20 protein-coding genes, 1 tRNA gene and 1 pseudogene are annotated in these 21,756 nt (G+C 61.1%); 18 read left to right on the plus strand and 4 right to left on the minus strand.

Features of this window, described 5'->3' with window-relative positions; genetic code table 11:
* The first annotated feature begins 554 nt into the window (after positions 1–554).
* From HMPREF1022_RS06500 to HMPREF1022_RS06560, 14 genes and pseudogenes are all read left to right on the plus strand, one after another.
* The gene (locus tag HMPREF1022_RS06500; protein ID WP_035060951.1) at positions 555–1,127 is read left to right on the plus strand and encodes a cytochrome c3 family protein; all 573 of its coding nucleotides are present in this window, start codon (positions 555–557) and stop codon (positions 1,125–1,127) included.
* Positions 1,124–1,570, plus strand: a complete 447-nt coding sequence (locus HMPREF1022_RS06505; RefSeq protein WP_009302409.1) for a hypothetical protein — start codon at positions 1,124–1,126, stop codon at positions 1,568–1,570. The genes HMPREF1022_RS06500 and HMPREF1022_RS06505 overlap by 4 nt, the downstream gene beginning before the upstream one ends.
* 61 nt (positions 1,571–1,631) lie before the next feature.
* Complete coding sequence (locus tag HMPREF1022_RS06510) at positions 1,632–3,902, plus strand: nitrate reductase (protein ID WP_009302410.1); 2,271 nt, start codon at positions 1,632–1,634, stop codon at positions 3,900–3,902.
* Positions 3,903–4,137: 235 nt separating this feature from the next.
* Positions 4,138–4,458, plus strand: coding sequence for a chaperone NapD (locus HMPREF1022_RS06515; protein ID WP_008684417.1), 321 nt, complete (start codon positions 4,138–4,140; stop codon positions 4,456–4,458).
* A complete protein-coding gene (locus HMPREF1022_RS06520; RefSeq protein ID WP_009302411.1) occupies positions 4,455–4,979 on the plus strand; it encodes a 4Fe-4S dicluster domain-containing protein in 525 nt (174 codons plus the stop codon). Before HMPREF1022_RS06515 ends, HMPREF1022_RS06520 begins: the two co-directional genes overlap by 4 nt.
* Complete coding sequence (locus HMPREF1022_RS06525) at positions 4,976–5,899, plus strand: 4Fe-4S binding protein (protein WP_009302412.1); 924 nt, start codon at positions 4,976–4,978, stop codon at positions 5,897–5,899. The genes HMPREF1022_RS06520 and HMPREF1022_RS06525 overlap by 4 nt, the downstream gene beginning before the upstream one ends.
* Positions 5,900–5,973: 74 nt before the next feature.
* On the plus strand, positions 5,974–7,596 hold the full coding sequence (locus tag HMPREF1022_RS06530; protein WP_008684414.1) for an FmdE family protein: 1,623 nt from the start codon (positions 5,974–5,976) through the stop codon (positions 7,594–7,596).
* 282 nt (positions 7,597–7,878) lie between these two features.
* The gene (locus HMPREF1022_RS06535; protein ID WP_009302413.1) at positions 7,879–9,210 is read left to right on the plus strand and encodes a glycerate kinase type-2 family protein; all 1,332 of its coding nucleotides are present in this window, start codon (positions 7,879–7,881) and stop codon (positions 9,208–9,210) included.
* 49 nt (positions 9,211–9,259) lie between these two features.
* Positions 9,260–9,388 (plus strand): hypothetical protein, encoded by a 129-nt coding sequence (locus tag HMPREF1022_RS19070; protein WP_269544147.1) that lies wholly within the window; start codon positions 9,260–9,262, stop codon positions 9,386–9,388.
* A gap of 79 nt (positions 9,389–9,467) precedes the next feature.
* The gene (locus tag HMPREF1022_RS06540) at positions 9,468–9,875 is read left to right on the plus strand and encodes a Fur family transcriptional regulator (RefSeq protein ID WP_009302414.1); all 408 of its coding nucleotides are present in this window, start codon (positions 9,468–9,470) and stop codon (positions 9,873–9,875) included.
* 134 nt (positions 9,876–10,009) lie between these two features.
* Positions 10,010–10,543 (plus strand): bacterioferritin, encoded by a 534-nt coding sequence (locus HMPREF1022_RS06545; RefSeq protein WP_009302415.1) that lies wholly within the window; start codon positions 10,010–10,012, stop codon positions 10,541–10,543.
* A gap of 13 nt (positions 10,544–10,556) precedes the next feature.
* Positions 10,557–10,745, plus strand: a complete 189-nt coding sequence (locus HMPREF1022_RS06550) for a rubredoxin (RefSeq protein ID WP_009302416.1) — start codon at positions 10,557–10,559, stop codon at positions 10,743–10,745.
* Positions 10,746–10,933: 188 nt separating this feature from the next.
* A pseudogene (gene tnpA, locus HMPREF1022_RS06555) lies at positions 10,934–11,386 on the plus strand (IS200/IS605 family transposase).
* 204 nt (positions 11,387–11,590) lie between these two features.
* Positions 11,591–13,678 carry a methyl-accepting chemotaxis protein gene (locus HMPREF1022_RS06560; protein WP_009302419.1) on the plus strand — a complete coding sequence of 696 codons (2,088 nt, stop codon included), beginning with the start codon at positions 11,591–11,593 and terminating at the stop codon, positions 13,676–13,678.
* A gap of 248 nt (positions 13,679–13,926) precedes the next feature.
* On the opposite strand, the gene ybaK is transcribed toward HMPREF1022_RS06560, so the two are convergent.
* Positions 13,927–14,421, minus strand: a complete 495-nt coding sequence (gene ybaK, locus HMPREF1022_RS06565) for a Cys-tRNA(Pro) deacylase (RefSeq protein WP_008683737.1) — start codon at positions 14,419–14,421, stop codon at positions 13,927–13,929.
* 18 nt (positions 14,422–14,439) lie between these two features.
* Positions 14,440–16,491: an ATP-binding protein gene (locus tag HMPREF1022_RS06570; RefSeq protein WP_008683738.1), complete on the minus strand. Its 2,052-nt coding sequence runs from the start codon at positions 16,489–16,491 to the stop codon at positions 14,440–14,442.
* Between the two features lie 427 nt (positions 16,492–16,918).
* On the opposite strand from HMPREF1022_RS06570, the gene HMPREF1022_RS06575 reads away from it, so the two are divergent.
* Positions 16,919–17,401 carry a helix-turn-helix domain-containing protein gene (locus HMPREF1022_RS06575; RefSeq protein ID WP_009302420.1) on the plus strand — a complete coding sequence of 161 codons (483 nt, stop codon included), beginning with the start codon at positions 16,919–16,921 and terminating at the stop codon, positions 17,399–17,401.
* 191 nt (positions 17,402–17,592) lie between these two features.
* Here HMPREF1022_RS06575 and HMPREF1022_RS06580 read toward each other — a convergent pair whose 3' ends face one another.
* Both HMPREF1022_RS06580 and HMPREF1022_RS06585 read right to left on the minus strand, forming a co-directional pair.
* Positions 17,593–19,167, minus strand: a complete 1,575-nt coding sequence (locus HMPREF1022_RS06580) for a dephospho-CoA kinase (protein ID WP_009302421.1) — start codon at positions 19,165–19,167, stop codon at positions 17,593–17,595.
* Positions 19,154–20,530 carry an NlpC/P60 family N-terminal domain-containing protein gene (locus HMPREF1022_RS06585; protein WP_009302422.1) on the minus strand — a complete coding sequence of 459 codons (1,377 nt, stop codon included), beginning with the start codon at positions 20,528–20,530 and terminating at the stop codon, positions 19,154–19,156. Before HMPREF1022_RS06585 ends, HMPREF1022_RS06580 begins: the two co-directional genes overlap by 14 nt.
* Positions 20,531–20,718: 188 nt before the next feature.
* Between HMPREF1022_RS06585 and HMPREF1022_RS06590 the strand changes: the two genes are divergently transcribed.
* From HMPREF1022_RS06590 to HMPREF1022_RS17215, 3 genes are all read left to right on the plus strand, one after another.
* Positions 20,719–20,794: transfer RNA gene (locus tag HMPREF1022_RS06590), tRNA-Glu, on the plus strand.
* A 191-nt stretch (positions 20,795–20,985) separates the two neighbouring features.
* Positions 20,986–21,333 carry a transposase gene (locus tag HMPREF1022_RS17210; RefSeq protein ID WP_083823255.1) on the plus strand — a complete coding sequence of 116 codons (348 nt, stop codon included), beginning with the start codon at positions 20,986–20,988 and terminating at the stop codon, positions 21,331–21,333.
* A gap of 119 nt (positions 21,334–21,452) precedes the next feature.
* The coding region (locus tag HMPREF1022_RS17215) for an IS3 family transposase (RefSeq protein WP_198005327.1) at positions 21,453–21,756 on the plus strand (304 nt) is incomplete at its 3' end.

Below are 21,756 nucleotides of genomic sequence, written 5' to 3' on the forward strand. Positions count from 1 at the left end.
ACTCTCTCTCTCTCTCTCTCTCTCTCTCTCTCTCTCTCTCTCTCTCTGCCATGGTAGTTTCCTTAGTCACTTTTGGGGGAGGATGGTACGAATGTCTTTTTCTTAACCGATTGAGGAGAAATTGTCACGCCTTCAAGGAGAGAGTGGTATTTTTAACTATTGAGAACTGCAGAATTCGCGCTCTTCAGCCCAGCAAGGATTCCGGTTTTTCTCCCATCCTGTCATGATATTATGACGGTTGTCAGATTTTTCTGAATACTCTCTTTTTCCGCTTGTGAGCTTTTTCTCTTATCTGTTGAAATCACAATTATTTTTAAAAGCGTGTTTTTGGCATGACGATTGCTTTTGAATTCCCAGCAATCCCGTTTCATTGGAAGAAGTTCTCAGCCTTGGCCGCGTGACTCTGTGGGGAGGCGCGCGGCATGGGCGCAACGGACCGGACGGATGTCTTTGGGGCAAAGACGCAAATCGGCGGTCTGCGGCGCATCCGGGTTGAGAGAGCGTTTTTTTCCGGCCGCACAGGCGGCCGCACCATCAGCCATGGAGAAAAGCCCATGCCGTATCCTCGAAAACGCGTCTGGATTGTGGGCGGCATAATCCTTGCGGCGTGCGTTGTTCTGGCGGGCGCGGGGGTGGCCTACACTTCCGGCACGGAATTCTGCCTGTCATGTCACGAGATGCGCGTTTACCAGGATGAGCTCAAGCTCTCGTCCCACGCCAAGGACGCCCAGGGCAAAGACATTTCCTGTTCGCAGTGCCACATCCCCTCGGGCAATCTGGCGCGCATGCTGGGCGCCAAGGCCTGGCTGGGACTCAAGGACCTCTGGGTGCACAATCTGGACGGCGGCGAGGATCTGGACCGGGCCGGAATGCAGCCCGTGGCCCGGCGCTTTACGGACGACGCCAATTGCCGCTCCTGTCATCAGGATCTGAGCAAAAACGCCAAGAACGACGGCCCTGTTTCCAAGGAAGGTCAGCTGGCTCACGACAATTACCTGGGCAAAAACGGCCGGGCGCGTAGCGGCTGCGTGGGCTGCCATCAGAATCTCGCCCATCTGCCCGTTTTTGACGAGCGCATTCCCCATAACCAGAAGTTTGCACAGAAACTCAAGGAGAGCCGGTCATGAACTACTGTAAAATACTGCTCTTTTCCCTGCTCGCAGTGATTGTGCTGGTGGGCGGCTATTTTCTGTACATGGCCTGGGCTTTCCCCGCTGTGCGCTGCGAGGCGGCCAAGCATCTGGATGCGCCGCAGATGGCGGGCGACTGTTACGCCTGCCATGCCAAGGCCACCCCGCGCGTGGCCCAGGAATGGTATGAGAGCAAGCACGGCGTCACCCTGGTGCGCTGTCAGACCTGCCACGGCATGCCCGACGGCAAGGGCTCGCTGCCGTTTACCCGCGTGCCCGGCGTGGAAGTCTGCGCCCGCTGCCATTCCCTGTCCATCGGACGCATGGAAGCCAAATTCGGCAAGCGCAATGATTGCAGCACCTGTCACCCGCACCACCAGAGCGCCATGCACGGCGGCGCCTACCAGTACCGCCTGCCCAGCGCCAAGACGGATTTGTAATGCCTGCGGACCATATAAGGATCGGCATACCGGACACGCCAGCAACAACGAGGTTGAACATATGAATGCTTCCCGTCGTGAATTTTTACGCTGTTTTGCCATGTCTGCCGCCGTGGCCGCGGCTTCGGGCACGGGTCTCGCGGGCCTGGCCCAGGCTGCGGACGACAACCGGCCGGATAAATGGGTCAAGGGCGTCTGCCGCTATTGCGGCACGGGCTGCGGCGTCATGGTCGGCGTCAAAAACGGCAAAGCCGTCGCCATCCAGGGCGATCCCAACAACCACAACGCCGGATTGCTCTGCCTCAAGGGCTCCATGCTTATTCCGGTGCTCAATTCCAGGGAGCGCGTGACCCAGCCCATGCTGCGCCGCCAGAAAGGCGGCAAGCTGGAGCCCGTCAGCTGGGACGAGGCCCTGGATCTGATGGCCAAGAAGTTCCGCGCCAGCATCGACACTTACGGCCCCAATTCCGTGGCCTGGTACGGATCGGGCCAGTGTCTGACCGAAGAAACCTATGTGGCCAACAAGATTTTCAAGGGCGGCTTCGGCACCAACAATGTGGACGGCAACCCGCGCCTGTGCATGGCCTCGGCCGTGGGTGGCTATCTGACCAGTTTCGGCAAGGACGAGCCCATGGGCACCTATGCCGACATCGACCATGCCTCCTGTTTCTTCATCATCGGTTCCAACACCTCGGAAGCCCATCCCGTGCTCTTCCGGCGCATTGCCCGCCGCAAGCAGATGGAGCCGGGGGTCAAAATCATCGTGGCCGACCCGCGCCGCACCAATACCTCGCGTATCGCGGACCTGCACATTGCCTTTCGGCCGGGAACGGACCTGGCGCTCATGCACAGCATGGCCTGGGTGATCATCAATGAGGAGCTGGACAATCCCCGCTTCTGGCAGCGCTACGTCAACTTCATGGGCGTGGACGGCAAACCCTCGGATTTTGAGGGCTACAAGGCCTTCCTGGAGAACTTCCGGCCGGAAAAGGCCGCGGAAATCTGCCGCATCCCGGTGGAGCAGATCTACGCGGCGGCCCGCGCCTTTGCCGAATCCCCGGCGACCATGAGCCTCTGGTGCATGGGCATCAACCAGCGGGTGCAGGGGGTTTTCGCCAACAACCTGATCCACAATCTGCATCTGCTCACGGGCCAGATCTGCCGCCCCGGCGCCACGCCTTTCTCGCTCACGGGACAGCCCAATGCCTGCGGCGGCGTGCGCGACGGCGGCGCATTGTCCCATCTGCTACCCGCCGGGCGAATGGTGGCCAATCCCAAGCACCGGGCCGAAATGGAACAGCTCTGGGGCCTGCCGGAAGGGCGCATCGCGCCCAAGCCCGGCTACCACACCGTGGCCCTGTTCGAAGCCTTGGGCAGGGGCGACGTGAAGTGCATGCTCATCTGTGAGACCAATCCGGCCCAGACCCTGCCGAACCTGAACAAGTTCCACAAGGCCATGTCCAATCCGGAATCCTTCATTGTCTGCATCGAGGCCTTCCCGGACGCCGTGACCCTGCAATTCGCGGACCTGGTTCTGGCCCCGGCCTTCTGGTGCGAGCGCGACGGCGTCTACGGCTGCGGCGAACGACGCTACGCCCTGACCGAAAAGGCCGTGGAGCCGCCGGCCCAGTGCCGTCCGACCGTGAACACCCTGGTGGAATTCGCCAAACGCGCGGGCGTGGACCCCAAGCTGGTCAACTTCAGGAACGCCGAGGACGTCTGGAACGAATGGCGCATGGTTTCCAAGGGCACCACCTATGACTTCTCGGGCATGACCCGCGACCGTCTGCGCAAGGAATCGGGCCTGATATGGCCCTGCCCCGGCGAAGACCATCCGGGCACCAATCTGCGCTACGTGCGCGGTCAGGACCCCAATGTGCCCGCCGACCATCCCGACCGTTTCTTCTTCTACGGTAAACCGGACGGCAAGGCCGTGATCTGGATGCGGCCCTACAAGGGCGCGGCCGAGGAGCCGGATGCGGAATACCCGCTCTACCTGACCTCCATGCGGGTCATCGACCACTGGCACACCGCCACCATGACCGGCAAGGTGCCGGAACTGCAGAAAGCCAATCCGGCGGCCTATGTGGAAATCAATCCCCAGGACGCGGAAAAGGCGGGCATCAGGCAGGACGACACGGTCATCGTGGAAACCAGGCGCGCCGCCATGGAACTGCCGGCCAGAGTCAGCGACGTCTGCCGTCCCGGCCTGATCGCCGTGCCGTTCTTTGATCCCAAGAAGCTGGTCAACAAGTTCTTCCTGGACGCCTTTGATCCGGCTTCACAGGAACCGGAGTACAAGATCTGCGCGGCGCGGATTCGCAAAGCCTGAGGGCAACTATTCCCGGAGCAATTTCATAGTGAAATTGCTCTAACGCCGTACACGGTGCGGCGCGCCGCGACAAGGCGTGGATTCCGGCGAAGCGACCGAAGGCACCCGAGGCTGTCCCCGTTGGCGACAACGGAGCCATATGGGGATCGACAGCAATGATAACCGCTTTTTTCGCCGGAATGCCGACTTTGAACTTTGTAAAATTTCAAAGTTAATCTGCTCCAGGAGGTATTCGATGGCTATCGCGGGTATAGTGCTCAGCGTGACGGAAGGGCGTCTGTCGGAAACACGCGAGGCCTTGCGGGCCTTTCCCGGCATTGTGGACGTTCAGGAGCTGGAGGACGATTCCAGGCTGGCGGCGGTGCTGGAAAGCCCGTCCCGGCGCCTGCAGGCTGACCTGGAAAGCCTGAACGGCCTCGACCATGTGCGGCAACTGGACGTGGCCTATGTGAACTATGAGGAAGACCTGGACGGGCAGGGCCATATGGCCTGTCCGCCGCACCGCGCGCGCGGGCACCGGCGCTGCGTGAGCGTGCCGGAGGGAGAGCCTTCGTGAGTCTGTTCCGCTCGCCGCTGCGCCCGCCGGGCGCGGCGGCGGAAAAGGATTTCACACGGCTGTGCGTGCGCTGCGGCCAGTGCGTCGAAGTCTGCCCGCACCAGTGTCTTGAACTGATGGGCGGCTTCGGGCGTGAACGGCGCACCCCGCGCGTGACGCCGCGTCGCGCGCCGTGCCGGCTGTGCATGAAATGCCCGCCGGCCTGCCCTTCGGGCGCGCTGGACCCCTCGATCACGGACATGCACCGCGCGGGCATGGGGCGGGCCTATATTCTCCGGGACCGCTGCCATAATTACACGGACGGCACCATCTGCATGACCTGCTATGACCGCTGCCCCCTGCGCGGCAAGGCCGTGGTCCTGTCCGGGGGCATTACTCCGGCCGTAACCACGGCCTGCGTGGGCTGCGGCGTCTGTGAATATGTCTGCCCGGTCAAGGCCGTGGAAGTGCTGCCCGCATCCGCGCCGGGCGTGCCGCCCACGGCCGCGCCGACGCTCAAGGTTCCCGGAGGCGGCGCATGACCTCTTCCCCGGCAATCTATGTCGGCATACGGCGTTGCGCGCAAACGCTGACCGCGTTAGTATTCTGCCTGCTCCCCTGGCTCAACGCTCCGGGCGCGCACCAATTCACCCTGATCAGCGGCAGCCTTTTCGCCCTTGATCTCGGAGGCCTGCCCTTTGCCGATCCCGTGGCGGCCCTGCAGGTGGCCGTGGGCGGTTTCGCGCCCGCGCCCCGCCTGTTGCTGGGGGCCGTGTTGTCCTTGGGCCTGGCGCTTTTGCTGGGCCGGGTATTTTGCAGCTGGATCTGCCCCTACGGCTTTTTCTCCGAACTGGTGTCCAGTCTGCGGCAGCGCGCGGCGGGCGTGCCCGGCGGGCATGAAGAGTCTGATTCCCGGCAGCGGGACAGACGGGATGCGGCCTTCAGGGGCAGGGCGGGCATTGTGCTGCTGGGCCTTGTGGGCGCGGCGGTGCTGGGTTTTCCCCTGCTGAGCCTGCTGTCCATGCCCGGCGAGCTTTCGCTGGTTCCCCTGCTTGCCCGGCAGGAAGCGGGCAGGGCGGCCGGGCTGATTCTGCTTTCCGCCCTGGCCCTGCCCGTGGCGGCGCTTGCGCTGGAGGCGCTCGGCGGCAGACGGTTCTGGTGCCGCTATGTCTGCCCCCAGTCCGTGCTGCTGGGTCTGGCCGCGCGTTGTCTGTCGCAAGGCGCGCCGGGACTGCGCGTGATCTGGCGGGCTTCGGCCTGCACCTGCAAGGGCGAGACGCCCTGCCGCGCGGCCTGTTCTCTGGCGCTCAATCCGCGCCGGGCGGCCGGACCGCCCCGGCGGGATTGCGTGATGTGCGGCGACTGCCTCAAGGCCTGCGCCGCGCGCGGCGGCGCATTGCGCTGGAGCCTGCGCGCCGCGTCCCGGCGCGGGTCGAAAGACGGCGGCGGGAACGGCGGGTAACGGATTTTTTCAGCCGACGGTGCGCGTTGTCGGCATCTCTCTTTGCCTGGAAAGGAACATACAAGGAATAAACTATGAGTATCGGCCAGTGGTCGCATGAAGATTTTATTGCGCAAGTGCTGAAGTTTCACGGCCACGCGGCTCCGGGCGTGATCATCGGCGGCTATATGGTGGAAAAAGCCCGCCGCGCCCTGCCCGAGGGCATTCTTTTCGACGCCGTTTCCGAAACCGTGCAATGCCTGCCCGACGCCGTGCAGATGCTCACGCCCTGTACCGTGGGCAACGGCTGGCTGCGCATCTGCAATTTCGGCATTTACGCGCTTTCGCTCTACGACAAGTACACGGGCGAGGGCGTGCGGGTGCGTCTGGATGTGGACAAGCTGGGCCGCTGGCCGCACACCCGCATCTGGCTGCTGAAGGAAAAGCCCAAATCCGAGCAGGAGCCGGAGCTGCTGCGCGCGGAAATGGCCGAAGCGGCCATGGACATGCTCAGTCTGAGCAAAATTCAGATCAGACCGGAATTGCTGCGGCGCAAGGGCAAGGGCGCCATTGTGCGCTGTCCGCTCTGCGGTGAGTGGTATCCGGCGGCTTTCGGCCGGATCTGCCGCTCCTGCCAGGGCGACAGCCCCTATGAGCAGGGCCCCGGTCTGGCCTTCCAGGAGCCCCGGCTCACGGCGGTGCCCGTGGAGCAGGCCGTTGGCCAGCACGTTCTGCACGACATGACCAAAATTGTGCCGCAACAGTCCAAGGGCGCGGTCTTCAAGGCCGGGCAGAACATCGATGTGGGCGACATCTGCCGCTTGCAGCAGATGGGGCGCTTCCGGGTCTATACCGAGGAGGCCGCCGGGGACAATCCGGACTTCGTGCACGAGGACGCGGCGGTCAGGGCTTTTGCCGAGCTCATGCCCGGCGAGGGCGTCGCGCCCCAGGGCGAGCCCAGTGAGGGCAAAATCAATTTCCGCGCCGAGCGGGACGGCCTGTTCGAGGTGGACCGGGAGCGGCTCGCGGCCTTCAACATGCTGCCGGACGTGATGTGCGCCACGCGCCACGGCATGAGCGTGGTGCGCAAGGGCGCGCGTCTGGCGGGCAGCCGGGCCATTCCGCTGTTGCTGGCGCGGCCGGTCTTTCTCAAGGCCCTGAGCCTGCTGGACGGCGGCCCGCTGTTCCGGGTGCGTCCCATGCGCAAGGCCAGGGTGGGCACTCTGGTCACGGGCACTGAGGTTTTTCAGGGCCTGATCCAGGACCGCTTTGCCCCCATTATCCGCCAGAAGGCCGAAAACCTGGGCTGCACCGTGGTGGGCGAGCGTGTGGCTCCGGACGACGCTCCGGCCATCGGCGCGGCTCTCACGCAACTGCTGGATCTGGGCGCGGATCTGATCATCACCACCGCCGGTCTGTCCGTGGACCCGGACGACGTGACACGCAAGGCCCTGCTGGACGCCGGGCTGACGGACCTGAGCTTCGGCCTGCCCGTGCTGCCCGGTACCATGACCCTGTTGGGCCGCATCGGCGGAGCCCAGGTGCTGGGCGTGCCCGCCTGCGCGCTGTTCTATAAGACCACGGCCCTGGATCTGATGCTGCCGCGCCTGCTGGCCAATGTGCCCATGAGCCGGGCCGACCTGGCCCTGTTGGGGCACGGCGGTCTTTGTCTGGAGTGCAAAAGCTGCGATTTCCCCAAATGCACCTTCGGGCGCTGACAACCGAGCGCCACAGCCGACGCGCCCGGCGTCGTCTTGACGCTTGTGAAAACCTTTCTTAAAGTATACCGCATCCATTCATATGCCGGTTACGCCGGTCCGGGGTTTTACGCACGGGCGTGACGCGTTTTTGGGAGCAGTTCACGCATGCAATGCGTCGACTGCTCTACAAGGATTTGCCTGCAAATCCTTGCCGCGAAATGTGGGCAGGCGGGCCTTGCTCGCTGTAAACGGGCATTTCACGTGTTACATTCTCTGGCGTTTTGTCCAGACGGGAAGGGCATGGAAGGACAGCGTGAAATCTTGCGGCATGTCTTTGACGCGGCCCTGGAGGCTGTGGCTCCGGATGCCGCGCTGCTACGCCATGTGCGCCTCGACGGCGCGGGCAGGGGCGAGCTTGTGGCCGACGGCCGCCGCTGGAACCTGGCGGACCGCCGGGTGCGGGTACTGGGTGCCGGAAAGGGCGTCGCGCCCATGGCTCAAGCTCTGGAAGACATGCTGGGCGAGCGTCTGGACCAGGGCTTTGTGGTGGTCAAGTATGACCACGGCCTGCCTTTGAAGCGCATTTGCCAGGCCGAAGCCGGGCATCCCGTGCCGGACGAGGCCGGAGTGCGGGCCACCGGCCGCATGCTGGAGATGGCCCGGACCTCCACGGAGCGGGATCTGCTGATCTGCCTGCTCACGGGCGGGGCCAGCGCCCTGACGCCCGCGCCCGCGCCGGGCCTGAGTCTCGCGGATCTCAGACAGACCACTCAGTTGCTACTGGACTGTGGCGCGACCATCCATGAACTCAACGCGGTGCGCAAACATCTTTCGGCCTTCAGCGGCGGGCAGTTGGCCCGCGCCGCCGGGCGCGCCACGGTGCTCAGCGTCATCGTCTCCGACGTGGTGGGCGACCCGCTGGACGTCATCGCCTCAGGCCCCACCGCGCCGGATGCCTCCAGTTTTGACGATTGCCGCGAAATACTCGAACGCTTCGGCCTGGAGTCCCGCTTGCCGTCGGCGGTGCGGGACTATCTGCGCGCGGGCCTTGCCGGGCGCACGCCGGAAACGCCCAAGCCGGGCGATCCCCTGTTCGGTCGGGTGCGGAACATTCTGGCGGCCACCAACCGCCAGGCCCTGGATGCCGCCGCCCGCGCCGCCGAGGCCCGCGGCTACGCTCCCTGCGTGTTGACCGACCATCTGACGGGCGAGGCCCGACAAAAAGCCGTGGAACTGGCTACCGAAGCCCGGCGCCGCGCGGAAGCTCCGGGTCAGGGCGGCAAGGGCCTGTGTCTGCTGGCGGGCGGAGAAACCACGGTGACCATCCAGGGCCGGGGCAGGGGAGGCCGCAATCAGGAAATGGCCCTGGCCGCCGCTCTGGAGCTGGAGGGCCAGCCGCGCGTCTGCGCCCTTTTCGCGGGTACGGACGGCACGGACGGCCCCACGGACGCGGCCGGAGGCTTTGCCTTCAGCGACAGCGTCGCCCGAATGGGAGGCCGTGAGGCCGCCCGCGCCCTGCTGGCCGAAAACAACAGCAACGCGGCCCTGGCCTTGAGCGGCGATCTGCTGATCACCGGGCCGACCCGCACCAATGTCATGGATCTGGCCGTGCTGCTAGTGGACCGGCCCTGAGCGCGGCTCTTTTTTGCGGGCGGCGCTGAAAGTTGTTTGCGGATGGCTGATGCCTGATTGCAAAAATTTCGAGCAGGGTTATGCTCCCGCTTTTCGCGGGATCGTCGGCGAAAGAACGTTGTTCGCTGACGCACGGCGGCTGCGCCGCCGCAACATCCTGCGGGTTTTGGGTGTCTGATTTTTTACATTGGACACTGGATCGGGGCTTGACAGCCCACTCCGATAACAGTAATTTTTACTAAATTATGGAGGCTGTTATGGCTCAAGTCCAGACCAGAATGACACGGCAACGTGCCGTGATCTTAGAAGAGTTACGCAAAACCAAGAGCCATCCCACTGCCGATGAGCTCTACAGTATTGTACGCGAGCGCCTGCCGCGCATCAGCTTGGGCACTGTGTACCGCAACCTTGATTTTCTGGCTGACAGCGGCGAAATTCGCCGTCTGGAAGCGGCCGGTTCTACCAAGCGTTTTGACGGGGACATTTCCTGGCATCAGCACGTGCGCTGCCTGCGTTGCGGGCGTATCGGCGATGTGATGCAGCCCCTGGCCACGCCCTCGGTGGACGGCATCCAGGTGGAGGGCTTTTTTTCCATCGTGGGCTCGCGCATTGAGTTTGACGGTATCTGCGACGAGTGCGCGGGCCGTCAGAACGATGTGCAATAGTTGATTCGGCCGGGGCGGGGTGCGCTTTCTCGGCGGAAAAAATTTTTTTCCGGCCGATGTGGCGACTTGCCTTTTGTACAAATAAGGTTAGCATGTACGTGTTTTCCATATTCAACCCGCCAAGGAGTAATATCATGGCAGCCAATAAAAAGACCCGCAAAGAAAAAGTCATCGAAGTGCTCAACAAGGCCCGCAGCATGGAGCTCTTCGCCATTCATCAGTATATGAACCAGCATTACAACCTCAGCGACAAGGACTACGGCGAACTGGCCGCCAACATGAAGCTGATCGCCATTGACGAAATGCGCCACGCCGAAGACTTCGCCGAGCGCATCAAGGAACTGGGCGGCGAACCCACGGCCCAGAAAGACGGCAGCGTGAAAGGCGGCCAGGCTGTGCCCGTCATCTATGAAGATGACGTAAACCTCGAGGACAACACCATTGAGGCGTATAATCAGTTCATCAAGATCTGTGAGGAAGAAGGCGACAACGTGACCGCCCGCCTGTTTGAGCGGATCATCGACGAAGAGCAGATCCATCTGAACTACTACGAAAACACCTCCAACCATATCAAGACGCTGGGCGACACCTTCCTGGCCAAAATCGCGGGCACGCCTTCCGACATCGGGCCGTCCAAGGGCTTTGTGAACGGCGCCGAGGCCGAATAAAGTCGGAGTCCATATGGCTGATCCCAAGGATATCTGGCGTTGTCAGATGGTTAATTGCGGCTATATGTATGATCCCGACCGGGGCGACAAACGGCATAAAATTCCCGCCGGAACCAAGTTTGAGGATCTGCCCGACGACTGGCGCTGCCCGGTCTGCGGAGCCGCCAAAAAAAGCTTCCGCCGCCTGAGCGATGAAGCATAACGCATCTTCCTTTCTGAATAGACGATACCTGACTTCCGGTCCTTCGGGACCGGAAGTTTTTTTTATGATCGAAAACTCCCCGCTAAGCGGGGAGTTCCAAAAAGGCGAAGCCTATAGCTGTAAAAAAGAAGCTCTCCTTTGCTACAAAAAAGTTGTCCTGACTTCCGTAGTAGCAAAGGAGAGCGACAATGGATGATCAAAGTTTAGAGCACACGTGTTGGAATTGCAAATATCATATCGTGTTTGCACCGAAATTCAGGCGCAAAATTATTTATGGCAAATACAAGAAAGAAATTGGCCTGATATTAAGGAGGTTGTGTGAATATAAAAAGATTGAAATATTAGAAGCGCATGCATGTATTGATCACGTCCACATGTGCATAAAAATACCTCCCAAGTATAGCGTGGCACAAATCATGGGATACTTGAAGGGAAAAAGCGCGTTAATGATATTCGAGCAGTTTTCGAACTTGAAATATAAGTTTGGGAACCGTCATTTCTGATGCAAAGGCTATTTTGTCAGCACGGTAGGGGTGAATGAAGCCACTCTTTTGAAGTATATTCGTGAGCAAGAGATACGAGACAAAATAGCCGATCAGCATAGTTTGTTTGAACATAAAGACCCATTTATGGGTCGCTAGGAATAGCGGCGGAAGTCAGGTCTGGCCTCCTTCAGGGGGCGGACGAGTAACAGGCCCTTATAGGGCCAAATCAAACCGCCCCTTGAAGGGGCGGTGCTGATTATGCCCTGAAAAAATACCACGGTATTTCCCGCCTTGCCCTTTTGGAAAATTCACTGTAGGTCGATAAGTTATCTAGACCTATTCATAAGCGGCAGGGATGACATGACTATTCGTAATAAGATTCTGATTTCCATCATTGTCTCCGTTTGTGTGGCTGTTGGCGGCTGTGCTCTGCTGGCCTTCTGGCAGAGTCGGAAGGCGGCGGTGGAGGACTTCAGCGCCAACGCTGGTGGTCGCCTGCGGCTGGCCGGGCAGTATCTGAGCCAGATGGTCGGCAGTTCCAAGGGCATCGTGGATATTCTAGCCCAGCTGCCGTCCGTGGCCGAGGCCGACGGGCAGGTGACGTCCTATGCGGACAACACCGAGAGCGTCAAACCGCAGGGCGCGCGGCTCAGCGGCCCGGAGCGCGTGCTTTATGACGAATTCAGCACCTTCATCAAGGTCTATCCGCAATTTGAGCTGATTTATTACGGCACGCGGGGCGGCGGTTTCGTACAGGCACCGGACGACACGCTGAGTGCGGGCTTTGATCCGCGCAAGCGTCCCTGGTATGAGGCGGCCCAAAAAAGCGACGGCGTGGTGCTGACTGAATTCTATCAGTCCGACAACGGCAACCTGGTCACCACGGTGGCCAAAAGCGTGCGCCGGGACGGCACATTGCTGGGCGTGGTGGGCATCGACATCAATCTCAATGCCCTGAGTGCGTTTCTGGATACCCTCAAACTGGGCAAAACCGCGCGTCTGCTGCTCACCGAGGATACGGGGCTGATTTTGTACAATCCCACCCGGCCCGAGCGTGTTCTGAAAAACATCCGGGACGTGGGCGAACCCGGCCTGGCGGCGGCCTTTGACCAGGGCACGGGCAGCGGCGAGGTGAGCTACGACGGCAAGACCTATGTGGCCGTGAGCCAGGTGACGCAGGGCGGCTGGCATCTCATTGCCCTGGTGGACCGCGCCGAGCTTCTGGACAATGCCATGAAAGCCGTCCGGCGCATGCTGTATACCGGTCTGGGCTTGGTCGCCGTCGTGGCCTTGCTGGGTCTGCTGATCTCGCGCAGCATTGTTTCCCCGTTGCGCAGGCTGGGCACGGCGGCCCAAGGCGTGGCTGACGGAAATTTTGACGCCATTCCGCGTGAGGACTGTTTTCACGGAGAGCTGAAGGGATTGCACGCCGACATGCTGCGCATGGTCGATCAGTTGCGCGAGCTTATCGGCACGGCCCAGAGCAAGACGGCCCAGGCCGAGGCGGCGTTGCGGCAGGGTGAGGCGGCTCTGGCCGAAGCCGAACAGGCGCGCAAGGAGGCGGAAAACGCCCGGCGCGAAGGCGTGTTGCAGACTGCGGAGCAACTGGCGGGCGTGGTGGACGCGTTGGATTTCACCTCTTCGCATCTGAGCGAACAGACCCGTTCCATCGCCGGTGCTGTGGACACCCAGCTGGCGCGCACCACGGAAACGGCGGACGCCATGCGCCAGATGAACGGCGCGGTGGCCGAGGTGGCGCGCAATGCCTCCGATGCCTCGGGAATCGCGGCCAGCGCCCGCCGGGAATCCATGGACGGCCGGGAAAAAGTGCAGGATGTGGTGCAGAGCATCAATCAGGTGGCCGCGTTCACTGAAAAAATCAACGAGAGCATGGAGCAATTGCTGCAACAGGCCACGGACATCGGCCAGGTCATGAATCTTATCACCGATATTGCCGATCAGACCAACCTGCTGGCGCTCAATGCGGCCATTGAAGCGGCGCGGGCCGGAGACGCCGGGCGCGGCTTCGCGGTGGTGGCCGACGAGGTGCGCAACCTGGCGGAAAAGACCATGGAAGCCACCAGAAGCGTGGGCACGGCCATCAAAAATATTCAGGATGGGGCGCAGGCCAACAGCGCCTTTATCCGGCAGTCGGTGGAGCAAGTGGGCATTTCCAGAGAACTGGCTGGCAAAGCCGGTCAGGCCTTGGAAAGCATTGAGCGGATGGTCATGAACACGGCGGACCAAGTGCACGCCATAGCCGCGGCCAGCGAGCAGCAGTCGGCCTCTTCGGAAGAGGTGAACAAGAATACAGAGGTCGTGAGCCATATCGTCGGAGATGTGGCCCAGGCCATGGCCGCTGCGGACGAGGGCATGCAGGAGCTGAACCGGCTTGCCGGTCAGTTGCAGAGCATCATCCGTTCATTGAAGGAGGGCGCGTCAGGCTAGGGCCAGCCCCTTCGCAAAAAACATGCTTTTACCAGGACGTTCCCGGCTATATGCGGGTTTCCCCTACAGCCTGTGCTCCTTGCGGAAGGCCGGAATTTCCCGATGGGAAAACAGCCCCGGCGCGTCCACCCGCACGCCTCGCGCGCGGCGGGGCTGTCCGGTAACAATCCTGTTCTTGGTCGGGAAATCCCGCTGCCCGGCGGCCCGGTTTCTTTGGGCCTGGGGATGGGTCTGGTCCGGCTGTTTTTTCAGTCGGCCGGGCGGGTCAGCGGCGCATAGGCGCCTTGCGTGGCGCGCAACAGGTCGTTGGGCCCAAGCTGGATCTGCACGCCGCGCAAACCGGCGCTCACGTAGATGCGTTCGTGTGCCGCGGCGCTTTGGTCAATCAGGACGGGGTAGGCCTTTTTGGCGGCCAGCGGGGAGCAGCCGCCCCGGATATAGCCGGTGAGCGGGCGGACTTCCTTGAGCGGCACCATTTCCGCGTGCTTGTTGCCCGAAGCCGCTGCCAGGGCCTTGAGGTCCAGTTCCGCGGCCGCCGGAATGCAGGCCATCAGCACGCCGTTTTTGTCCCCCCTGGCCACCAGGGTTTTGAACACGCGTTCCGGTTCGGCGCCCAGCTTGCGGGCCATGCTCACGGCGGAAAGATCTTCCTCGTCCACCTCGGCGCGGTGCAGACTGAACTGAATGCCCAGCCCTTCCAGCAGGCGGGCGGCATTGGTTTTGGGAATCCTGGCGGTGGTCATGGGAGGGAAATCCGGAGCTCAGCGGCGTTTGAGCCAGTAGGCGAGCTTGTTGCGCAGCACGGCCGCGTCAAAGGGTTTGGAGATATGGTCATCCATGCCCGCGTCCAGAATCTCGTCGATATTCTCGGGCAGGGTGGCGGCGGTCATGGCGACAATGGGCAGCGTAGAGGATTTTTCCCTGACGGTCAGTTTCTCGCGGATCAGCCGGGTGGCTGTCAGCCCGTCCATAATCGGCATGCGCACGTCCATGAGCAGCAGGTCATAGTCCTTTGCCAGAGCCATGCTTACGGCTTCTTTGCCGTTCTGGGCCAGATCGCAATCCAGACCCAGCTGATGCAGCATGGCGCGGGCGATCTCCTGGTTGATTTCATTGTCTTCCACCAGAAGAATCCGGGCTCCACCGGGCAGAGGCAGAGAGCTCTGGACGGTCGGGCAGGCACCCGGAAGCTTTCGCGAAAGGATACAGGGGATGCTCAGATGAAAGGTGCTGCCGTTGCCCGGCTCGCTTTCGCACCATAAATTGCCGCGCATCAGACCGGCGATGCGCTTGCAGATGCTCAGGCCCAAGCCCGTGCCGCCGAAACGGCGGGCAATGCTGGCATTGGCCTGGGTGTATGGGTCAAAGAGATGCTGCTGGTATTCCCGGCTGATGCCCATGCCCGTATCCGTGACCATAAAATGGAGCAAATCCTGGCTGTCGCTGTTTTCCCGTCGGATGCGCAGCCGTACGCTGCCTTTGGAAGTGAATTTGACCGCGTTGCTCAGCAAATTGAGCAATACCTGTTTGAGGCGCAGGCCGTCTCCCCAGAGCTTGAGCGGCACGTCGTCGGCCACTTCGCAGATATATTCCAGCCCTTTCTGGTCCAGCGGGAAACGGATGGAAGTATAGACGAAATCCAGCACTTCTTCCATGGTGTAATTGACGTTTTCCAGGACCATCTTGTTGGCCTCGATCTTGGAGAGGTCCAGGATGTCGTTGATGATGGCCAGCAGGCTGGTGGCGGAAGAGCGGATCTTGTGCAGATAGTCTTTGTGTTCCGGCGAAGGATCGCTTTGCAGGGCCAGATGGGTAAGCCCGATGATGCCGTTCATGGGCGTGCGGATTTCGTGGCTCATATGCGCCAGAAATTCGCTTTTGGCCTGGGAAGCGATTACGGCCGCCTGTTTTTCGTGCTGCGTTCGCAGAAGATCGGTGACGTCGGTGCTTATGGACAGGCGCACGGGATGCCCGGTATCCCAGTGGATGACTTTGTCCACCACCGTGTACGTCCGCTTGGTGAGCTCGTTTTCATAGGTCCACTGGTAGGGTTCGTTTCTGGAGGCGATGATGGCGTTGGTGCAAAAGGGGCAAGGGCTGTCGCGCCCTTGCAGGCGCTTGTAGCAGATATTGCCCATCGGCCCTTCCGGTTTGGGAAAGCTGGCCTCCACGCTCTTGTTCAGGAAGAGCAGCTCGTAACTCTCCATATCAATGATGTAGACCGGGTCCACAAAGGCGTCCAGAATGTCGCACAGCTGGTCGTGTTTGTGGCGCAGGCGCTCATAAAGGCGGAAATGCGTCAGGGTAATTGCCAGCATATTGCCCAGCAAATGGCAGATGCCGGCATCCTCCGGCGTCCACTGGCGTGGGGCCACGCGGTGCAGAAGGCAGATGCCCCCGAACAGCTGGCCGTCATATAGAATGGGCAGGCAGAGCAGGGATTTGACCTGGAGCCGCAATAAAAGATCCCGCTTCGGACCGGCGGGCATCAGGCTGGTGTCCGTGGCGCAGAAACTTTTGCGGTGCAGCAGGATGTCGAGAATGGGCGCCAGGAGTTCCGTGTCGGCGGGGGGAGAAGCGCCGTGGGCTTTCTCCAAAACTTGATTGAACCAGACGAGCGGCTCCCGCCAAGTCTTGTTTTCGTACTCAAAAAGACAAACTTGGCCGCAGTGCAGTGATTCGCCGATACTGGCCAGAGCTGTTTTGAGAAAAGGCTCTTTGCGGTCGTTCAGAAGGGCGGAGCTTGATATTTCCAATGCCAGGGCCAGCGGATTAGAAAAGTGTTCCCCCGAGAACTGCGCGGTAGTCGGCATACATTCACCACAAGGAGTTTACTGCGTTTCCTAGCATCGGAATAAGTAGTATAGGTGGCTAGATGGGACCATGTCAAGTGGACAATTCTTCAGGCAGAAAAGCTTGTTGCGTGTCAGCCGCCTGGAACTCATTTTCGAAATAAGCAAACAGACCTCTGCGGAACGCCGTTATTTTGGCAAGATTGAACTCCAGTATGGCCCAGACGTTGATTTTGAAAAGGCAGGCGGCTAAAGTCCAAGGTGCGATGTGTTATGACTTCAACCGCCCACAACTCTTTTTTAGAATAGAATTCTGCTTTTTTCAATTAGAATTGTGGGTAAAATATTAAAATTCTGTTCAAAGTATTATCTCCAATCATTTCAGAATATTAATAGTATTCTGGCTTGAATTGTGAGGATAGTCTCTTGAACAGTGGAACTTTTACCCATGAATTCTACACTTGGGCAGCGCATAAAACTAGCTCGCGGGAAACAGTCGCAGGGGGCCTTCGCCCAGGCTATGCAGATCAGCAAAGGGGCCCTAGGTTTCTATGAACGGGACATAAATCTGCCCAACAGCGAGGTCGTGTTAAAAATCTGCTCGGTTTCCGGTGTGAATATCGAATGGCTTCTGACCGGTCTGGGGCCCATGCGGAGAGGGGAAGTGCGGGTGGGACCGCACGAAGCGGCCGCCGCCCCGGCGGCCTGGGCTCAGGAGGATTTCCGCTGTGCCAGGCTGGAGGAAAAACTCGACCGCGTGGAACGCCAGCGCGATGAACTGATGGATGAAAACCGACGGCTTTATGCCAGAAAAGACAGTCTGATGGAGGAAATCGCGGCTCTGCGCGAACGCGTGGCTCGCCTTGAGGCCAGAATCGGCAGGATGGAGCTTTCCGGCGGCTGCGAACCCTTGCCGGACCCGCTTGCCTAGGGTCAGCCCTCCTTAACCCGTCGCCATGTTCTTTTGTCCGCAGGCTGCGTCGCTCGCCCCGCGCGGCGGCTTTGAACAGACCCCACCGCCCGGGACTCACCTTTCCTGCCGAGGAACGAAAATCTTCGCTCGCAAACAGCCCCTGGAAGCGTCGGCAGTTTTCAGATAGCCACCGTCCGCACCAGCGGGCATCACTGCCAGAGCGCTTCCAACGCGCGCCGCCGCGCCGCTTCCTCTTCCCGGCGGAGGTCCTCCAGACGGCCGGTCAGATCCCTGGCCGCATTTTCCAGCGCCTCCGGCGAACCGCTGTTGTCCACCAGCAGATCACAGGCCGCCTCCTTGCGGGCTTCCGGCCATTGCCAGGCTTCCAGGGCGGCGGTCTTTTCCTCGCTCCAGCCCCTGTTGGTCATGATCCGTTGCAGTCGCAGGGGCAGAGGGCAGTGCACGCCCACGGTCAGGGGCGCGGGATTGAACGCTGCTTGCCAGCCGCATTCAAAATACAGCGGCACTTCGGCCACGGCCAGAGCAGCGCCCGCCGCTTCCTGCGCCTGCCAGAAATCCTTAATGGCGACGCGCACCAGGGCGTGTACCAGTTCTTCCACTTCGCGGTGCAGGGCCGGGTTTGCGCGCATGGCCGCCAGCAGGGCCGTCTTGTCAACGCCGCCGTTCTCCGCCAGCAGGTCCCGGCCCGAACGTCGTTCCAGCCATGCGGCGACTTCGCCGCCCGGCGCATACAGCCCGGCCACCAGGGCGTCGGCGCTGACGCAGGGCAGGCCCAGTGCCGCCAGATGCCGGGTGAGTGCGGACTTGCCGCTGCCCGGATTGCCGGTGACGATCAGCCGCCGCATCCGGCGACAGGCCGCCAGAGCCGCCTGGGGCAGGTCGTCGGGCGGCGGGCAGGCGAAATGCATTTCCTCTCCGCTGTCTGGATGGCTGAAGGCCAGATGCCAGGCGTGCAGCATCTGGCGTGGGGCCAGCTCGCGCACCGGCGCGGGCGCATACAGCTTGTCGCCCAGCAGGGGATGGCCCAGATGGGCCAGATGCACGCGGATCTGATGGGTACGCCCGGTATGGATGCGCACGGCCAGCAAGGAAACCCGTTGATCCGGCGTATTCCAGAGCCGCTTCCAGGTGGTATGCGCGGGCTTGCCGCCGCGCGTTTCGGGCAGTACGGCCATTTTGATCTTGGCCGTGGGATGGCGTCCCAGGGGCTCGCGGCATTCCCCCTGTTCCGGCGGCAGGCCGCTGACCAGGGCCAGATATTCCTTGTGCACCTCGCGCCGGGCAAAAGCCGCGCTCAGCGCCAGGCGCGCGGGTTCGGTCAGGGCCACCAGCAAAAGGCCGCTGGTATCCTTGTCCAGACGGTGGACAATGCCGGGGCGCAGGCCTTCCAGTCTGCCCAGTTGCGGAAAGCGTCCCAGCAGGCGCTGCACCAGGGTGTGTTCCGGGCAGGAAGGGCAGGGGTGCACGGTGAGTCCGGCGGGCTTGTTGCAGACCACCAGGCTTTCGTCCTGCCAGAGCAGTTCAAGATGGCCTTCCTCGGGGCTGAGCGCGTTTTCCGTCGGCGGCAACTCCAGCAGCACTCGCTGACCCGGACGGGTTTTGGCGTCAGGCCGGGACACGGGCAGGCCGTCCACCAGGCAGCGCCCGGCAAGCACGGCCTTTTGCAGGGCCGCGCGCGAAAGTCCGGGCGCGGCGTCCCGCAGGACGCGGTCCAGGCGTCGTCCGGCCGTGTCCGCCGTGATCAGCAGCTCAATACGGTTCACGGCGTGATCCCGCCAGGGTGGACAGGGTGCGCAGCCGGTCGGCAAAGGTCATGGGCCGGTATAGATTTTTCAGCTCCGCGCCGGGCGTGATGGAGGTGACCACAGCCCGGCCGATGATGAAGCGCGCGTCGTCGTTGCCGTCCTCAATGGTGCGCACGCCCCAGACGTTGTGGAAGATGGCGGCCCGGCCCTTGTACTTGCCCACATAGAGGGTAATATGCCCGCGCATGCCCACCAGGCTTAAAAACGGCACGCCGTTGTTCAGGATCAGGGCTTCCTTTTCCTTGGCGCTCAGGCCTTCCAAGGGCTGCACCACGCCCATGCGCGCCTGCGCCCCGGAGTTGCGCGGCAGCCAGAGGCCGAAGGGCGTGAACAGCTCGCGGGTCAGGGCGGAGCAGTCCCGGTCGCCGAACATGCCGCCCCAGCCGTAGCGTTGGCCCATCATCACATTACCGACCCCGGCTACGTTGCCGGGGGTCAGGGGCAGAGGCTTGGGCACGGCGTCGCCTTTGGCGAGAACGACTTCCGCGCTACGGGCCATGCCGTCCGGTCCCTTGAGCGGCACCAGCACCCGCAGGCCGCCTTCCGCGCTTTCGCTGTTCAGGGGCAGCATGGTACCGATATTGGCCTGGCCGTCGCCGCCATTGGGGCCGACGCCGGGCAGGGTTACCTTGTCGCGCAGCAGGGCCGCGTAACGGCCCGAGCGCCAGACGCTTTTGAATTCCTGATCCACCAGGGCCACGTCCTCGGCGTCCACCCAGCCTCCGGCCACCGGGCATTCCACAAAATGCCAGCGTCCGTCCAGACTGGTATGCGCGATGAGCAGCGGCGTGCCCGGCGGCAGCAGGGAATACTGGAAATAATCAAAGGGATTGGCCCTGGAATCGGGCGTGGGCTCGGAAAAGCGGGTTTCGTGGGTGGGCATTTCACGCAGGTCCGTATTGCGTACGGTAATGGCGGCCTGCGCGCGCGAGGGAAAGGTCCGCAGATGGGCGTTGCGGCTTATCTGATCCCATTCCGTCTGGGACCAACGGATGTCGTCGCGTTTGAAGCCGCGCGCCCGACGGAAAATGGCCGCCACATCGCGTTTGCGCATGGAAGTTTTGCCCATGTCCCAGGGGCCGAAAAAAATCCGGTTGAAGCGCGCGTCCTGTGCGGCCTGTTCCTCGGCGTCGAGCAGGGCTTTGTCCGGGCCGGCGGCCTTGGCGTAGACGTTCAGATCCTGCGGAAATTGACGCAGATCCGCCAGCGTGCCCATCCAGGGGGGCAGATCTCCCTCGCGGGTGGGTACCTGTTTGCCGCCGCAGGCCGCAAGCAGCATCAGGCAGAACACGGGCAGGAGGAGGCGGAGGACAGTTTTCATGGGCGTTGTTTCCTTCTCTGGCGGGAAAAGCAATGACGCGGCGCACGCGAGATGGATTGCGTGCCGTCGTTCGGGCCAAGGGCATACATAGCATCAGGGCCGCTGTTCCGGCAACGCCTTCTTTGCGGACCGGATATCTCACGCGGGCACTTGACAAAGCGGCCCGTTCCAACTATTACAAACGCGCTGTCACCATCGTCTATCCGGTTAGGACGGCGGCCTCTCAAGCCGCTAAGACGGGTTCAAATCCCGTTGGTGACGCCAAGTTTCCAGGTTTTGCGATTTGAGCATGTGCAAATTTATGTGCAAATCGCTTTTTCCAGGGGGGCGAAGGGTACGACCTTCGCCCCCTTCTTGTATGTAGAAACCCCCCGCTATTGATATGCCCCCATCAAGGTAGACAAAGTAAAAAAGCCCCTCTAGGCTCAAACTTTAGAACCCTGATGGGGGCTTGCATGGCAAACGGAAAGAAGAAGACGACTTATTTGCCCTCCTTCAAGGAAGAAGCTGTACGGCGCTACCTTGAAGGAGGGCGAAGCTATCAGCAGTTGGCGGATGAGCTTGGCCTGAAAGACAAGAAAACACTCCGTGAATGGGTAACCAAATTTCAGCGAGGCGAATCTCTCGAAGATGGACGCGGCAAGGCAACGGGTTCTCGCAGAGGGAGACCTCGCACTCAATTCGCATCTGTTGAAGAAGAGTTGTCCTATGTGAAGGCGGAACGTGATTACTTAAAAAAGTTATATCGCTCCAGATTCGGGCACGAATGGGGAGCAGACAAAAGTGGCAGCATTTCAGAATAATTGATGAATTGCGGACGCGGCATTCGTTGTCAATTTTGCTGTCTTATTCGGGATTATCCAGGTCTGGATACTATAAATGGAAGAAGAGTGTACCCAAGCAAGACAACAATGAAGGTATCTTGGAGTACATTAAAGCAATTCACTCATTACGCCCCTTCTACGGATATCGTCGTATAACGACAACTTTGCATCGTGAAGGGCTTATCGTAAACCATAAGCGAGTTCATCGCTTGATGCAAAAACTTGGCATTCAATCGGTTATCCGTAAAAAACGCCGTTACGTTGGCAAATCGGGCAGTATTGTGTTTCCGAACCTCCTTGGCCGTGACTTCAAAAGCGATGTTCCCGGTAAAAAACTTGCGACAGATATCACCTATCTGCCGACAAGCTCCGGTTTTATTTACTTGTCGGCAGTGCAGGATT

Origin of the sequence: Desulfovibrio sp. 6_1_46AFAA (assembly GCF_000224635.1) — a bacterium.
Classification (GTDB): Bacteria; Desulfobacterota; Desulfovibrionia; order Desulfovibrionales; family Desulfovibrionaceae; genus Desulfovibrio; species Desulfovibrio fairfieldensis.